Annotated in this window: 15 protein-coding genes; 7 read left to right on the top strand and 8 right to left on the bottom strand. The window is 33.8% G+C overall.

From position 1 onward, the window contains the following. The first annotated feature begins 26 nt into the window (after positions 1-26). From P9515_RS01265 to P9515_RS01250, 4 genes are all read left to right on the top strand, one after another. On the top strand, positions 27-821 hold the full coding sequence (locus tag P9515_RS01265) for a photosystem II manganese-stabilizing polypeptide (RefSeq protein WP_011819581.1): 795 nt from the start codon (positions 27-29) through the stop codon (positions 819-821). 74 nt (positions 822-895) lie between these two features. Continuing rightward, positions 896-2,071 carry a sulfate adenylyltransferase gene (gene sat, locus P9515_RS01260; protein ID WP_011819580.1) on the top strand — a complete coding sequence of 392 codons (1,176 nt, stop codon included), beginning with the start codon at positions 896-898 and terminating at the stop codon, positions 2,069-2,071. 46 nt (positions 2,072-2,117) lie between these two features. Then, a complete protein-coding gene (gene ftsH / locus P9515_RS01255; RefSeq protein ID WP_011819579.1) occupies positions 2,118-3,977 on the top strand; it encodes an ATP-dependent zinc metalloprotease FtsH in 1,860 nt (619 codons plus the stop codon). After that, positions 3,961-4,632, top strand: coding sequence for a bifunctional 4-hydroxy-2-oxoglutarate aldolase/2-dehydro-3-deoxy-phosphogluconate aldolase (locus P9515_RS01250; protein ID WP_011819578.1), 672 nt, complete (start codon positions 3,961-3,963; stop codon positions 4,630-4,632). The genes ftsH and P9515_RS01250 overlap by 17 nt, the downstream gene beginning before the upstream one ends. A gap of 10 nt (positions 4,633-4,642) precedes the next feature. Here the strand turns inward: P9515_RS01250 and aroC are convergent, their stop codons facing one another. After that, complete coding sequence (gene aroC / locus P9515_RS01245; protein ID WP_011819577.1) at positions 4,643-5,737, bottom strand: chorismate synthase; 1,095 nt, start codon at positions 5,735-5,737, stop codon at positions 4,643-4,645. Between the two features lie 111 nt (positions 5,738-5,848). Then, complete coding sequence (gene psbA / locus P9515_RS01240) at positions 5,849-6,931, bottom strand: photosystem II q(b) protein (RefSeq protein WP_011131862.1); 1,083 nt, start codon at positions 6,929-6,931, stop codon at positions 5,849-5,851. Positions 6,932-7,119: 188 nt separating this feature from the next. On the opposite strand from psbA (P9515_RS01240), the gene P9515_RS10015 reads away from it, so the two are divergent. After that, positions 7,120-7,248, top strand: a complete 129-nt coding sequence (locus P9515_RS10015; protein WP_011819576.1) for a hypothetical protein — start codon at positions 7,120-7,122, stop codon at positions 7,246-7,248. Positions 7,249-7,801: 553 nt separating this feature from the next. Here P9515_RS10015 and psbA (P9515_RS01235) read toward each other — a convergent pair. Both psbA (P9515_RS01235) and P9515_RS01230 read right to left on the bottom strand, forming a co-directional pair. After that, a complete protein-coding gene (gene psbA, locus P9515_RS01235; RefSeq protein ID WP_011131862.1) occupies positions 7,802-8,884 on the bottom strand; it encodes a photosystem II q(b) protein in 1,083 nt (360 codons plus the stop codon). Between the two features lie 163 nt (positions 8,885-9,047). Beyond that, a complete protein-coding gene (locus P9515_RS01230) occupies positions 9,048-9,944 on the bottom strand; it encodes an aspartoacylase (RefSeq protein ID WP_011819575.1) in 897 nt (298 codons plus the stop codon). An 87-nt stretch (positions 9,945-10,031) separates the two neighbouring features. On the opposite strand from P9515_RS01230, the gene P9515_RS01225 reads away from it, so the two are divergent. Together P9515_RS01225 and P9515_RS01220 are read left to right on the top strand one after the other, a co-directional pair. Continuing rightward, positions 10,032-10,913, top strand: a complete 882-nt coding sequence (locus P9515_RS01225) for a glutathione S-transferase family protein (protein WP_338048800.1) — start codon at positions 10,032-10,034, stop codon at positions 10,911-10,913. A 132-nt stretch (positions 10,914-11,045) separates the two neighbouring features. Beyond that, the gene (locus tag P9515_RS01220) at positions 11,046-11,264 is read left to right on the top strand and encodes a CP12 domain-containing protein (RefSeq protein ID WP_011819573.1); all 219 of its coding nucleotides are present in this window, start codon (positions 11,046-11,048) and stop codon (positions 11,262-11,264) included. A 50-nt stretch (positions 11,265-11,314) separates the two neighbouring features. Here P9515_RS01220 and P9515_RS01215 read toward each other — a convergent pair whose 3' ends face one another. The 4 genes from P9515_RS01215 to P9515_RS01200 form a co-directional block, all read right to left on the bottom strand. Continuing rightward, complete coding sequence (locus P9515_RS01215) at positions 11,315-11,497, bottom strand: hypothetical protein (protein WP_011819572.1); 183 nt, start codon at positions 11,495-11,497, stop codon at positions 11,315-11,317. A gap of 87 nt (positions 11,498-11,584) precedes the next feature. Continuing rightward, positions 11,585-12,568 carry an Obg family GTPase CgtA gene (gene cgtA, locus P9515_RS01210; protein WP_011819571.1) on the bottom strand — a complete coding sequence of 328 codons (984 nt, stop codon included), beginning with the start codon at positions 12,566-12,568 and terminating at the stop codon, positions 11,585-11,587. Between the two features lie 40 nt (positions 12,569-12,608). Then, positions 12,609-15,020: an endonuclease MutS2 gene (locus P9515_RS01205; RefSeq protein ID WP_011819570.1), complete on the bottom strand. Its 2,412-nt coding sequence runs from the start codon at positions 15,018-15,020 to the stop codon at positions 12,609-12,611. Between the two features lie 14 nt (positions 15,021-15,034). Then, positions 15,035-15,427, bottom strand: a complete 393-nt coding sequence (locus P9515_RS01200) for a VOC family protein (RefSeq protein ID WP_011819569.1) — start codon at positions 15,425-15,427, stop codon at positions 15,035-15,037. Between the last annotated feature and the right edge of the window lie 10 nt (positions 15,428-15,437).

The following is a 15,437-nucleotide window of genomic DNA, read 5'->3' as shown; positions in this document are numbered from 1 at the left end:
GTTACAGAACTTTATTGAAATTTATTATGAGAATTCGTTCTTTATTAGCTTTTGTTATTTCACTTTGTTTAACTTTTGCTTTCGTCCCAGATAAAACATATGCTTTCTCAGAGAGAGGCAATGCGCAATTTACTGATGTTGTAAACACAGGAAAAGCTAATGATTGCCCTTCATTAGATTCATCTTTGATTGGATCAATATCTTTAGGAAATGGAGATTCCTTAAAAGGGATATGCATGCATCCCACAGAAGTTTATGTGAAAGTTCCAGGCTCCAAACGAAAAGAAGCAGAGTTTGTTGCAACAAAAATCATTAGCCCCAGAAATAACACCACAGTTACAGAAGTATATGGAGATATTGACTCCGGAACGTTCACTGAAAAAGGTGGTATTGATTTTCAGTTAATTACTGTTCTCACTCCTGGTGGATTAGAGGTGCCATTTGCATTCTCTGCAAAAGATTTAACAGCTGATATACCATCATCAATTGAGCCCGGTACAGAAGTTAGTGGTGCAACATTCACTCCTAATTATAGAACTGGAGATTTTTTAGATCCTAAAGCAAGAGCTAAAAATACTGGTGTTGAATACGCTCAAGGTTTAGTTGCCCTTGGTGGTGATGATGAAGAACTAGCTAAAGAAAATATCAAAGTTGATGTAAATGGGACCGGAGTAGTTACCCTATCAATTGAGAATGTAGATTCTGATACAGATGAATTTGCAGGTACATTTGTAGCTATTCAACCTTCTGATACAGATATGGGTTCAAAAGAACCTCTTGATGTAAAAATAATTGGTGAGCTTTACGGAAGAAAAGCTTAATTCTAAATAAAGAAAAAAAAGAGGGTTAAAACCCTCTTTTTTTTTTTTCATAATTTGTCTTATAAAATCATAAAATGAACTCACAAAAAGAATCTATAAGAGATTCAAAAGGTATCATCCTTCCTTATGGAGGAGAACTAAAAGATTTAATTATCAAAGATAAAAAACTTATAACAAAACTTTTTTCTCAAGTTTCATATGAGCATGAATGCAGTGATAGAAATGCATGCGATGTAGAACTTTTAATGGTTGGAGGCTTTTCTCCTCTAGAGGGATTTATGGATAAAGAAGATTACAAATCTGTAATTAAAAGCCATCGAAACACAAAGGGTTTACTGTTTGGATTGCCAATTGTATTTGATACTAATAAAGAAGAAATTAGAGAAGGCGAAACGATATTGCTCACATACAAAAAACAAAAACTAGCATTTTTGGAAGTTAGTTCAAAATGGGAGCCAGATAAATCCGTTGAAGCAGAATTTTGTTACGGCACTAATTCATTGGATCATCCCGCAGTAAAAATGATTTTTAATGAAAGAGGTAGATACTACATAGGAGGTAAGATTTACGGGTTGGAGCTCCCAAATAGAGATTTTCCATGTAAAACACCAGAAGAAGTAAGAGATTTATTACCTGCTAATTTTGATGTGGTTGCTTTTCAATGCAGAAATCCCATTCATAGAGCTCATTATGAATTATTTACTAATGCCTTACAATCGGATAATGTTTCCTCAAATTCAGTAGTTTTAGTTCACCCAACATGCGGGCCAACACAACAAGATGACATTCCAGGAAAAGTAAGATACTTAACATATAAAAAATTAGAAGAAGAAATTTCTAATGAGAATATCAAATGGGCATTTTTACCATACTCAATGCATATGGCAGGACCTAGGGAGGCACTTCAACACATGATTATCAGAAGAAATTATGGCTGTACACATTTCATAATCGGTAGGGATATGGCTGGATGCAAATCATCCTCCACTGGTGAAGATTTTTACGGTCCTTATGATGCACAGAATTTTGCCAATAAATGTTCGAAAGAGTTAATGATGCAAACTGTCCCTTCTAGAAATCTAGTTTACACATTAGAAAAAGGTTATATAACTGCAGAAGAAGCAAAAGAAAAAAACTATCAGATAATGAAACTTAGCGGTACAGAATTTAGAAAAAAATTGAGGAATGGTGATTCAATACCTGAATGGTTCGCATTTAAAAGTGTAGTAGATGTTCTAAGAAAGTCTTAATATTGTTTTATTATTAGTATTATATATTTACTAAAGATTTTTTATCGTGAACAAACGTTGGAGAAACGTAGGACTTTATGTTCTAGCAGTAATAACAGTTATTTTTATAGGAACTTCTGTTTTTGATAAACCTAATACTGAGAATGCAACAAAAACACTCAGATATAGCGATTTCATTGAAGCTGTTCAAGATAAAGAAGTTAGCAGAGTTTTATTATCTCCAGATAATGGAACTGCTCAAGTAGTTGAAAACGATGGCAGTAGATCTGAAGTTAATCTAGCTCCTGATAAAGATTTACTTAAAATCCTTACTGAAAATGATGTAGATATAGCTGTTACGCCCACAAAATTAGCTAATCCATGGCAGCAAGCTGTAAGCAGTCTAATTTTCCCTGTTTTACTAATAGGAGGTTTATTTTTCCTATTCAGAAGATCACAAAGCGGAAGCGGTGGTGGTGGTGGTGGTAACCCTGCCATGAGTTTTGGGAAAAGTAAAGCCAGACTTCAAATGGAACCTTCTACTCAAGTAACCTTTTCAGATGTTGCTGGTGTTGAAGGAGCAAAATTAGAGTTAACTGAGGTTGTAGATTTTCTTAAAAGTCCTGACAGATTTACTGCTGTTGGAGCAAAAATCCCAAAAGGAGTTCTTCTAGTTGGACCACCAGGAACAGGCAAAACTTTGCTAGCAAAGGCAGTTGCAGGAGAAGCGGGTGTTCCTTTTTTCTCAATATCTGGATCAGAGTTTGTTGAAATGTTTGTTGGAGTAGGTGCAAGCAGGGTTAGAGATTTATTTGAACAAGCTAAAAAGAACGCTCCTTGTATTGTTTTTATTGATGAGATTGATGCTGTTGGAAGACAAAGAGGTGCCGGAATGGGAGGGGGAAATGATGAGAGAGAACAAACTTTAAATCAACTTCTAACAGAAATGGATGGTTTTGAAGGTAATTCTGGAATAATTATCGTTGCAGCAACTAATAGACCAGATGTCTTGGACTCAGCATTAATGAGGCCAGGAAGATTCGATAGACAAGTAACTGTAGATCGTCCTGATTACGCCGGAAGACTGCAAATTTTAAATGTTCATGCCAAGGATAAAACTCTTTCCAAAGATGTAGACCTTGATAAAGTTGCAAGGAGAACTCCCGGATTTACAGGTGCTGATTTAGCCAATCTTTTAAACGAAGCGGCTATCCTTGCTGCACGAAAAGACCTCGACACAGTTAGCAATGATGAAGTTGGTGATGCTATCGAGAGAGTAATGGCAGGTCCAGAAAAGAAAGATAGAGTCATAAGCGACAAAAAAAAGGAACTTGTTGCATATCATGAAGCAGGCCATGCTTTAGTTGGTGCTTGTATGCCCGATTATGACGCTGTAGCAAAAGTATCCATAATACCTAGGGGTCAGGCAGGAGGACTAACCTTCTTCACTCCTAGCGAAGAAAGAATGGAGTCTGGTCTTTACTCTCGCTCTTACTTACAAAACCAAATGGCTGTGGCTTTGGGTGGAAGGGTTGCTGAGGAAATTGTATACGGAGAAGAGGAAGTTACTACTGGAGCCTCTAACGATTTACAGCAAGTCGCTAATGTTGCAAGACAAATGATTACCAAATTTGGAATGAGTGATAAAATAGGTCCAGTAGCATTGGGCCAATCACAAGGTGGAATGTTTTTAGGAAGAGATATGAGTTCTACAAGAGACTTCTCTGAAGATACTGCAGCAACTATTGATGTTGAAGTTTCAGAGCTTGTTGATGTAGCCTACAAGAGAGCGACGAAAGTATTAACTGATAATAGAAGTGTTCTTGATGAAATGGCTATGATGCTAATCGAGAGAGAAACCATCGACACTGAAGATATTCAAGATTTACTTAACCGCTCTGAGGTGAAAGTTGCAAACTATATCTGATTTTAAAAAATCTGATAATTTAATAAAACATAAAAAAGATTTTTTCTCCAAAAATTTAGAGTCAAAATCTTTTTTTTTATTGATAAAACCTACTAAAAATATATATAAAAATGCTGAAGAAAAAGAATTAGTTGAAAAACAACTAGAAAAGTTAATAAAAATTGGTTTTTTGAACATTGAAATTAGTTGGTCTGATAATGAAAAATGGTTTGATTATGTTTCCAATCTCAAATTAAAGTTCCCAAAACTTAATTTAGGCTCTGCTTCTATAATTAATAAAAAATCAATAGATGATTCTATTAGATTAGGATTAAATTATTCAATGATGAAAGTATGGGATAAGGATCTTTTAAATTATTCAAGATCAAAAAACCATCTATTGATTCCCGGCATTAAAAATTTAAAAGATCTTAAAGAAGCAATAGATTTGCATTGTAAAATTATTAAAATTTATCCAGTAAAAGATAAAAATAAACTAATAAAGATTTCGCAATATAAAAATATAGACTTTATCGCAGCCGGGGGTTTATCAATAGTTGATGTGCCTCTTTATAAATCTTTAGGATATAAAGCTATCGTAATTGGTGATAAGGGCTTTAAAAATAAAGTTATAGACCCAAATATATATGAATGGATTCAAAAAACATCTAATTAAAGAATCATTTCTATTTAATAATTGAACATTGCGCTTGATGAAGAAGCAAATGGTCTGCTAAAACAAGTGCAACCATTGAATCAACCATTGGTACTGCTCTTGGTAAAACACATGGATCATGTCGACCTTTTGCCTTCATTACAATTTCCTTACCATCAGAGTTAACAGTTTTCTGTTCCTTTCCAATAGTTGCTGTCGGTTTAAAAGCTATTTTCATCTCAATATTCTCTCCATTACTTATACCTCCTTGAATACCTCCAGAATTATTTGATTTTGTTTTAAGCTTATTGATGTCATCAGACTCAACAAATGAATCATTATGTTCACTACCTCTTAAATAAGTTCCTAAGAAACCTGAACCTATTTCAAAACCTTTAGTCGCAGGCAAGGACATCAGAGCCTTTGCTAAATCAGCCTCCAATTTATCAAAAACAGGCATCCCTAATCCTGAGGGAACATTTTTCACTAAACATTCAATAACACCTCCGCAAGAATCACCCTCTTGCTGTAATTCTTTTATTCTTTGAATCATTTTTGTAGCCACCTTTTCATCAGGACATCTAACAATATTTGAATCTATTTTACTTAGAGTAAGTTTATTTTTATTAACTTGAGAGTCGATATCATGTATACGTTTTACCCAAGAAAGAATCTCAGTATTGAATAAGGTTTTTAATAATTGTTTTGCAATAGCGCCTGCAGCAACTCTTCCTATAGTTTCTCTAGCCGAAGCCCTACCACCTCCTGAACCAGCTTGAATCCCATATTTGAGATGATATGTACCATCTGCATGAGATGGTCTAAATACTTGCTCAAGATTATTATAGTCTTCTGGTCTTTGGTCTTTATTTCGAACCAACATGGCTATAGGAGTCCCAAGTGTTATTCCTTCCTTTAAACCACTTAATATCTCTAATTTGTCATCTTCCTTTCTTGGGGTAGTAATTTTACTCTGACCAGGCCTCCTTCTATCTAATTCATTTTGTATGAGATCAATATTTATTTTTAACTTTGGTGGACATCCATCAAGAATAACTCCAACTGCACCTCCATGAGATTCTCCAAAAGTACTGACCCGGAAAATTTTACCAAAAATGCTACTCATAGAAATATCAAATTGTTTAAGTTCTATTACCCATTATATGAAATCAATTGAAAAGTAAACATAAAAAAAAAGCCCCCTATAAAAGGAGGCTTTAAATTTAGAACTTTAAGCTTAACCGATAGCTGGAGCTGTAAGAGCTACTGTTGTAGACTCAGCTGCTGCTAGATCAAGTGGGAAGTTGTGAGCGTTACGCTCATGCATTACTTCCATACCTAAGTTAGCTCTGTTAAGAACGTCACCCCATGTAGGAACAATCTTACCGTTTGCATCAACAACTGACTGGTTGAAGTTGAAACCGTTAAGGTTGAATGCCATTGTGCAGATTCCCATTGAAGTTAACCAAACACATACAACTGGGAATACAGCTAGGAAGAAGTGAAGACTTCTGCTGTTGTTGAATGAAGCATATTGGAAGATCAAACGACCGAAGTAGCCATGAGCTGCAACGATGTTATATGTTTCTTCTTCTTGTCCGAACTTGTAACCATAGTTCTGAGACTCTGTCTCAGTTGTTTCTCTGATTAGAGATGAAGTAACAAGTGAACCATGCATTGCTGAGAATAATGATCCTCCGAACATACCTGCAACACCAGCCATATGGAATGGGTGCATAAGAATGTTGTGCTCTGCCTGGAAAACAAACATGAAGTTGAATGTTCCAGAGATACCTAAAGGCATTCCGTCAGAGAATGAACCTTGACCAAATGGATATACAAGGAATACTGCGAAAGCTGCTGAAACTGGTGCAGAGTATGCAACACAGATCCAAGGACGCATACCTAAACGGTATGAAAGCTCCCACTGACGTCCCATGTAAGCTGAGATACCAATAAGGAAGTGGAAAATTACTAGCTGGTAAGGACCACCGTTGTATAACCACTCATCTACAGTAGCTGCTTCCCAAATTGGGTAGAAGTGTAGACCAATAGCATTTGAAGAAGGAACAACTGCACCTGAGATGATGTTGTTTCCGTATAGGAATGAACCAGCAACTGGTTCTCTAATTCCGTCAATGTCTACTGGAGGTGCTGCGATGAAAGCAACGATGAAACAAGCCGCGGCTGCAAGTAGGCATGGAATCATTAAGACGCCGAACCAACCAACATAAATTCTGTTGTTAGTTGATGTTACCCACTCACAAAACTGAGGCCAGCCTTTTAACAGCGAAGTACGCTGCTGCTGAATAGTTGTCATGAGTTCGTAAAGTATGTCTCTTATCGAGACGTGTAAATAAAAACGAAAAATTAATTTCGCTTTAATAAATATAATCCAAAATCATAAATAATGTGTAGAAGACAATTATCTCAGGTTAAGGTTTCACCTGATTCAAGAAGAAGTTGGCCTCTATGTCTTAATATTTTCTTTGTTATTGAGGAATTATTTTGGTAATAATAAAGTGGTTATTAAATGGCAAAAGATCTAAAGAAGTGGTTTCTTTATCAAGAGCAAAACATAGGAGACTGGAACTAGAGGCTTTTGGAGCAATTATCTATTGGAGTGAAAGAATTTAAAATAAAAAATTAATACATACAATATTTAAATTAGATTAAATTAATTATAAGAAAATATTATCTATTAGATAAAAAATACTTATTAAACATCATCTAAAATATGAGGAATTTTATAAATAACAGAGTGCATCGAGATATTTACTCAAATAAATAACTTTAGTAAATTCTGATTAATAAAAATAACTGGTTTGCACAAACAACTAAATGCATCAATTTAAAAAATAACAATAATGATTAAAAATACATAACTAAGTAAAGAGGTTCATATCTGAAGATAGATATCGACATCTTCATTTAATATTTACTAAGTTTGGAAAAGATAAACCAATCTCGGAGTGAAGAAAAGGATTATTACAAAGGTCAAGACTATCGATAATATTATTGAAAACAAAACTGAATAATATTTATAACTTCAAATAGAATTGAATCTGAAAGAGGTATCAAAAATATCAAATTGTTTAAGTTCTATTACCCATTATATGAAATCAATTGAAAAGTAAACATAAAAAAAAAGCCCCCTATAAAAGGAGGCTTTAAATTTAGAACTTTAAGCTTAACCGATAGCTGGAGCTGTAAGAGCTACTGTTGTAGACTCAGCTGCTGCTAGATCAAGTGGGAAGTTGTGAGCGTTACGCTCATGCATTACTTCCATACCTAAGTTAGCTCTGTTAAGAACGTCACCCCATGTAGGAACAATCTTACCGTTTGCATCAACAACTGACTGGTTGAAGTTGAAACCGTTAAGGTTGAATGCCATTGTGCAGATTCCCATTGAAGTTAACCAAACACATACAACTGGGAATACAGCTAGGAAGAAGTGAAGACTTCTGCTGTTGTTGAATGAAGCATATTGGAAGATCAAACGACCGAAGTAGCCATGAGCTGCAACGATGTTATATGTTTCTTCTTCTTGTCCGAACTTGTAACCATAGTTCTGAGACTCTGTCTCAGTTGTTTCTCTGATTAGAGATGAAGTAACAAGTGAACCATGCATTGCTGAGAATAATGATCCTCCGAACATACCTGCAACACCAGCCATATGGAATGGGTGCATAAGAATGTTGTGCTCTGCCTGGAAAACAAACATGAAGTTGAATGTTCCAGAGATACCTAAAGGCATTCCGTCAGAGAATGAACCTTGACCAAATGGATATACAAGGAATACTGCGAAAGCTGCTGAAACTGGTGCAGAGTATGCAACACAGATCCAAGGACGCATACCTAAACGGTATGAAAGCTCCCACTGACGTCCCATGTAAGCTGAGATACCAATAAGGAAGTGGAAAATTACTAGCTGGTAAGGACCACCGTTGTATAACCACTCATCTACAGTAGCTGCTTCCCAAATTGGGTAGAAGTGTAGACCAATAGCATTTGAAGAAGGAACAACTGCACCTGAGATGATGTTGTTTCCGTATAGGAATGAACCAGCAACTGGTTCTCTAATTCCGTCAATGTCTACTGGAGGTGCTGCGATGAAAGCAACGATGAAACAAGCCGCGGCTGCAAGTAGGCATGGAATCATTAAGACGCCGAACCAACCAACATAAATTCTGTTGTTAGTTGATGTTACCCACTCACAAAACTGAGGCCAGCCTTTTAACAGCGAAGTACGCTGCTGCTGAATAGTTGTCATGAGTTCGTAAAGTATGTCTCTTATCGAGACGTGTAAATAAAAACGAAAAATTAATTTCGCTTTAATAAATATAATCCAAAACCCCAAGCAATGTGTATCAAAAAGTCTTATAACTTATATAAAAAATACTTATATTAAAGAAAAATTATGAGAAAAAAAAGTCCTAATTAAAGAAATCTTCGCAAATTTGAGTGGGAAGATTTATTACTTCTTTTTTTGTATAACTCATTGCAATATTCTTTTCTTTATAAGCGACCTCACCAATGAAAACAGGCCAAAGAGTATTTTTTCCATTATAAGATTTAGTACAACCTTCCATATCCATAAACAAAGGGTCTCCTTTTTTTATAGGCTTCCAATCTTGATTCATTCTTTTAGGATGAATTAGGGCATTAATATTTCCATCTTCGCCTCTTGGATAATCAATACTTCCCTGGTGTACATGAACAATTACAAGTTTAGGAAGTTGTTTTTGCTTATTTTTTAACTTATTTATCTCTTCTCTTAGAGAACTAATAATTATTAAAAATCTATTTATGATTTTAGGATCGTAAAAATTTTGAGCAACAGGACCTATTTCTATTACTAATCCACATGGCCATGCTTCCACAAGAAATCCAGTTTGTTTTTCATCTTTTTCATGAAGATAAATGGGTAAACCAAACTTATGCTGAAGTAATGCCGCAAGACAAAAATCTTTTTCTCTTCTACCATACATTACAATGCTTGTTCCCATATTTGCGGTAGTCGTATGCAAGTCAATAGCAATATCACAAGGTTCAGAACCATTAACACCAAACTTTTCAACTAAAAAATTTGCCCTTCTAATTTCATAAATACTAGTATCATGATTATTTTTAATTAGATTAAAAGATCTGTTCAAATCTTTATCTATATATCTGCAACCCTTTTCATAAGCCAGAGGGTTTCCTATGATGAACTTATATTCAATATTTTTGTCAATGATATTTCCCTGCTTACTATATTGATTGACGGACCAAACTGGATTAATTTCATTTCCATGAGTGCTTGAAACAATTAGTATTTTGCCCGAGTTCATTTTTAAAAATAAAATTACAAATTTATGCAAAATAAGTATCTAATTAATTTCGCCAAAAGATCGTGGTTTTGGTTTTGGACAAAATTAATGGACGGTTTTGCACCTGCAGACTCTCATGGAAATTATAAAAGGCCGAAGGGAATTTTAGTTGATAAAACTTATGATTTTGAAGTCAATACTAAAAACTCTTATCTATTGGTAGGAAACTCTTGTCCTTGGTGCCATAGAACTTTACTCATTTACAAACTGAAAAACTTATCAAAGAAAATTAAAGTTATTTTTTTAAAAGCGGATATTAATTCTGGACAATGGATTTTCAAAGAAAAGTTTGAGGGATGCGAGACTCTTAATCAATTTTATAAAAAAGCACAAAAACAGAATATATTCAGGTCGACATTACCATTACTATTTAATCTTCAAAATAATCATATTAATATTATATCTAGTGAAAGTTCCCAAATAGTAAGGTTACTGAATTCAATAAAAGTCGAATCCTCTAACAAAACACTCCAAATAAAAAATTGCGATCAAAATTTTTTAAAAATGATTCATTCAGACATAAACGATGGAGTCTATAAATGCGGATTTGCTAGAAATCAGAGATCTTATGAACTAGCAAGTAAAACCCTTTTTAGATCTTTAAGCAAGGTAGAAAAAGAGTTTGATAAAAATTTGGGTAATTGGATATGTGGAGAAGACCTAACCTATGCGGATATTTATTTATTTCCAACAATTATTCGTTGGGAATTAATTTATAGGCAACTTTTTAAATGTAGTGAAAAAGAAATTTCAGATTTTAAAAATATTATTAAATGGAGATCAAGATTTTTTGAATTGTCTAATATTTCTGAGACATGTTTTGACTCTGAATGGAAAAAAGACTATTACAAAGCAATATTCCCTTTAAATCCAAATCAAATTATCCCAGTTTTGCCCTCTTTACAGGAAATAATCGAATCGGTTACTTAAAAGATTAATCCTAGATAATTATTAACTTATCAATTTCATGTTGTTATGAACACGAAGCTTATTAATAGATAATGCAAAATCAATTCAAATTAACTATGTTATAAGAGTCTACTTAAGTACGAAAAACTGCAAATGAAATCCATTGACGAACACATTCAAAAAGATCAATCGGAAATCGCCTCTGCAAAAGAACAGGGTAATCTTCCAAAGGTCAGACATTTAACTGAAGAATTAAAGGAACTTGAAGAATATAAGGATCATCATCCTGAAGACAAACATGATCCAAATGCATTAGAGCTATTCTGTGATGCCAATCCAGATGAACCTGAATGTTTAGTTTATGATGATTAATACGTAAACTTAAAAAAAACAAAAAAAGGGCTCTTGAGGCCCTTTTTTTTTTAATAATCCATATTAAAGTCAGAGGGACTGCCAGTTAAGGAACAGACTACAGATTCTTCGTTCTTCATTTCTTTAACTTCAACTATCGGTCTTCCCATTTTTTTTAAAACTTCAATATCTTGGATAGTCTGGCACCTGGCAATTATTTTTCCTTGTTGATCAAAGCAACTATAAAAATTCATAAGTTTATAAAAGGCAACATATAATTTATGGCCAATTTACACAATTAAATCAAGCATTTTAATTAAAAAAAAATAATATCTCAAAAATTAAATTCGATTCCAAACCTCAGAAAGTAGTGAAGGCAAACCTTCTCGTAAAGCTGAAGAAATAACTAAAACTTTTTTCTTAGATAAATTTTCTAACTTTTTTATTATTATTTTCAAATAATTTTCATCTATAAGCTCCTTCTTATTAAGTACAATTATTCTTTCTTTCTCTAAAAGCCCATTACCATATTGTTTTAATTCTTTCTCAATTATCTCAAAATCATGAATAGGATTTTCTGCAATTGAATCGATCACATGAATCAGTATCTTTGTTCTTTGAATATGCCTTAAAAAATCATGTCCCAAACCTACTCCTTCAGCAGCACCAGATATCAAACCAGGAATATCCGCAAAAAGACATCCATTTCCATCAGCCTTCCTCACTACTCCTAGATTAGGTATCAAAGTCGTAAATGGATAGTTTGCAATTTTTGGCCGTGCTGATGATAGAACAGAAATTAAAGTACTTTTCCCCGCATTAGGAAGACCAATGATCCCAACTTCTGCAAGGAGTTTTAATTCTAATTGCACCTCCCAAATCTCTCCTTCTTGTCCCTCAGTGAAAGATTCCGGAGCTCTGTTTTGGTTACTTAAGTAATAAGCATTGCCATGGCCTCCTCTACCTCCATGAGCAATAGTTAAACTTTGCTTATCAATAGTTAAATCTCCCAATATAATCCCAGTATGAACATCTCTAACTTCAGTTCCACAAGGAACTTTTAGGATTGTATTCTCCCCTGATGCTCCAGATCTTTTGTTTGGACCTCCTTTGAAACCATCTTTAGCAAATATTTCTCTATTAAATTTAAAATCCAAAAGTGTTTGCAGATTATTGTCAGCTACAAGGATAATTGAGCCACCCTTTCCTCCATTACCGCCTGAAGGTCCTCCAGCAGGCACAAATTTTTCTCTTCTAAAGGAAACTATTCCATTGCCTCCTTTACCAGCTTTGAGAATAATATTTGCTTGATCAATAAATTGCACTTAAAAATTGACGAATAGTTTTTCTAGATACTTACAGATTTTATTTTATCCACGCAATACTGCAACCAGCTCCTCCCTCATTATTTTCTGCATCTTCAACTTTATCAACATAATTCAAACTTGATAACCATAAACGTAATCCTTTTTTTAATTTCCCAGTTCCGATACCATGAACTATCCAGAGCGGTCCATGAAACTTTTTAAATTTTTCTTCAATAATGATTTCTGCTTCATGAACTCTCATTCCCCTAACATCTATGGTGTTTTTACTTGTTCTTATTTTAGAAAAAGAAAAATCTTCTCTTACTGAACTAATTTGGATTTGAGAATCTTTAAACTTAGGTTTTTCGCCATTAAGTCCTTCAAAATCATTAATTGATAATGTGCTTCTAAATGATCCACATTTAACCTCGTAAGACTTGGCTTTTTCATCTATGTCTATTATTTGACCAGAGCTATTTAAACTTTTAATTTTAATAAAATCTCCTATTTTGGGACTCCAAGATGTTGTCCTTTCAACATTTGATTGAGTAAGATGATCCGTCTCAATTTCTTTAAGCCTAATTCCAATTAATCTGGCATCTTCTCCAGTTGCATTTTGGTCTTTTAATTTTTTGATCAAATTAATAACTTCTTTTTGAGCTTCTTTGATATGTTTGGATAGTTTTTGCTTTTCAGCCTCCTGAATTTTTAAAGCATTGAGTTTTTGAAATTCATATTTATTCTTTATTTCATCATGTAATATTTCTGTTCTGGCTATAAGTTCAGCGGCCTCTTCTGCCGATTTTTGTTGCTTTAACCTTTCCTCTTCTAATCCTTTAATAATATTATTTATATTTTCAACTTCTTTCGGTTTTAAATAGTTGGAAGCATTATTCAGTATTTTTTCATTAATGCCAATTCTCTTTGAAATTGATAACGCATTACTTCTTCCCGGTATTCCCCAATTAAGAGTATATTTAGGCTTGAATGATTCTTCGTCAAAAGCAACTGAAACGTTTTCAAATCTATTATCACTGTATTTCAAAGCTTTAATATCCCCATAATGAGTTGTAGCCAGGGTAATATCAGAGACAATTGCAAACTCTTTCAGTAAAGCTATTGCAAGTGCAGTACCTTCAGAAGGATCGGTTCCAGATCCAATCTCATCTAATAAAACAACTGAAAACCCCTTTTTATTATTAAGAGCTTCCAAAATATTTTTAATGCGCAATATGTGTCCACTAAAAGTAGATAAATTTCCCTCTAAAGATTGATCATCCCCAATATCAACAAATATATTTGGACAAAAAGGAATTATTGGTTTTTGAATTGAAGGAATAAATAATCCTGATCTAGCCATCAATAATGCTATTCCAAGGCCCTTTAATGCAACAGTTTTACCTCCAGTATTTGGTCCTGTGATAGCTACCACCTTAGTATTTCTGTCTATATGAAAATCAATAGAAACTGGTTTGGCAGCTTGTTTTTTTTTATTTTCCCAAATCAAAAGAGGATGAGAAAAACCCATTAAAGAAACTATTGGACTATTTTCAACTATTGGAGCATTGCCTCCAATCCAATTTGAATATCTTGAACGAGTTAGGGAAAACTCCGCTCTCAAAAGTATATTTGACATTTCAAGAAGACTTTGATTGTTATCACGAATAATATGTGACCACTCTTTTAATAATTTAAATTCTTCTCCTGCAACTCTAGCTTCCATAGAAGCGATCTTATTACCCTTTAAAACTATAGATTCTGGCTCCAGATATATAGTATTTCCTGATGCCGAGGAATCATGAATTATACCTTTAAATTTCTCTGCATATTGCACTTTTATTGCTAAAACGGGTCTTCCGTATCTATCGCCAACAATAGTATCTTGGATATAAGGTAGATTATTTTGAATAAATTTATTTACTAATACCCTCCTTTCTGATTTCTTAGATAATAATTCTTGTCTAAGGTTTGCTAATTTCTGACTGGCTCGATCCGAAATTCTACCGTTGGATTCAATACCATTTTTCAAAATTTTTTCAATCTGATTATGGTCAATTAAACCCTTTAAAAAAGCAGAAATAAAAGGTCTTTGTTCAAAATCCAAAAGGATTTTTTTTAAATTTCTTGAAGCTGAAATTGTTTCAGCTATCTCTAATAAATCAGAAGAATTAATTACTCCTCCTTTTGAACAAATCTCGATATTTTTACAAATATCAAACACCCCAGAAAAACTAATCGATTTATCTAAGTTTTTTTCTAGCTCATTTATCTCTATAGTTTCTTTCAATAATCTCCTCGAAATTTCATATTCAGTGGGAATTTCAAACTGAAGTACTACATTCTTGCCCATTTTTGTAGAAGCAAAAGAGGCAATTTGAGTCTTCAAAGTATCCCACTCTAAAAGACCAATAGATTCTTCTGAAAGTGATTTGTGCGATAATAAATTTTTATAATGACTTTTCTCTTTCATTGATTAGTAGATAATCAAATATTTGATTTAATCCCGCCAGCCGGAACATAAAGCATTTCTAGCCAGTTACCTTCGGGGTCTTGCATATAAAAAGAAGCTGTTCCATCTCGATGTTCATGAATAGGTAAAACTTTTACTCCAGAACTTTGTAAATCAGAATAAATATTTTCAACTTCTTTCTTTTCTTCAAAATGGAAAGCAAAGTGTGGGCCTGCCGCTTTATAACTTGGTCCTAAAAGAGCAAGACCATCCTTAAAATTACCTGCTTCAAGATAGCACCAATCTTTATCGTCCCAAATCAACTTCATACCTAAGTTCAAATAAAAAGACTTGGCTCTATCGAGATTCTCGACTCTAAGTGCAATATGTCCAATTCTATGAACACCTTTTGAAACTTTTAAAAGCAAAACAATTCAT

It is taken from the genome of Prochlorococcus marinus str. MIT 9515, from assembly GCF_000015665.1.
In the GTDB taxonomy this organism is placed as follows: Bacteria; Cyanobacteriota; Cyanobacteriia; order PCC-6307; family Cyanobiaceae; genus Prochlorococcus_A; species Prochlorococcus_A marinus_P.
Note: the sequence above shows the minus strand (reverse complement) of the source record. Positions and strands in the feature narration are given on the sequence as shown.

What these genes read in the sequence shown, in the direction of transcription:
- psbA (WP_011131862.1), bottom strand. Translation starts at nt 6,931, where the DNA reads ATGACAACTATTCAGCAGCAGCGTACTTCGCTGTTAAAAGGCTGGCCT.
- psbA (WP_011131862.1), bottom strand. Translation starts at nt 8,884, where the DNA reads ATGACAACTATTCAGCAGCAGCGTACTTCGCTGTTAAAAGGCTGGCCT.
- P9515_RS01215 (WP_011819572.1), bottom strand. Translation starts at nt 11,497, where the DNA reads ATGAATTTTTATAGTTGCTTTGATCAACAAGGAAAAATAATTGCCAGG.
- P9515_RS01265 (WP_011819581.1), top strand. Translation starts at nt 27, where the DNA reads ATGAGAATTCGTTCTTTATTAGCTTTTGTTATTTCACTTTGTTTAACT.
- sat (WP_011819580.1), top strand. Translation starts at nt 896, where the DNA reads ATGAACTCACAAAAAGAATCTATAAGAGATTCAAAAGGTATCATCCTT.
- P9515_RS01205 (WP_011819570.1), bottom strand. Translation starts at nt 15,020, where the DNA reads ATGAAAGAGAAAAGTCATTATAAAAATTTATTATCGCACAAATCACTT.
- P9515_RS01225 (WP_338048800.1), top strand. Translation starts at nt 10,032, where the DNA reads ATGGACGGTTTTGCACCTGCAGACTCTCATGGAAATTATAAAAGGCCG.
- P9515_RS01230 (WP_011819575.1), bottom strand. Translation starts at nt 9,944, where the DNA reads ATGAACTCGGGCAAAATACTAATTGTTTCAAGCACTCATGGAAATGAA.
- aroC (WP_011819577.1), bottom strand. Translation starts at nt 5,737, where the DNA reads ATGAGTAGCATTTTTGGTAAAATTTTCCGGGTCAGTACTTTTGGAGAA.
- P9515_RS01220 (WP_011819573.1), top strand. Translation starts at nt 11,046, where the DNA reads ATGAAATCCATTGACGAACACATTCAAAAAGATCAATCGGAAATCGCC.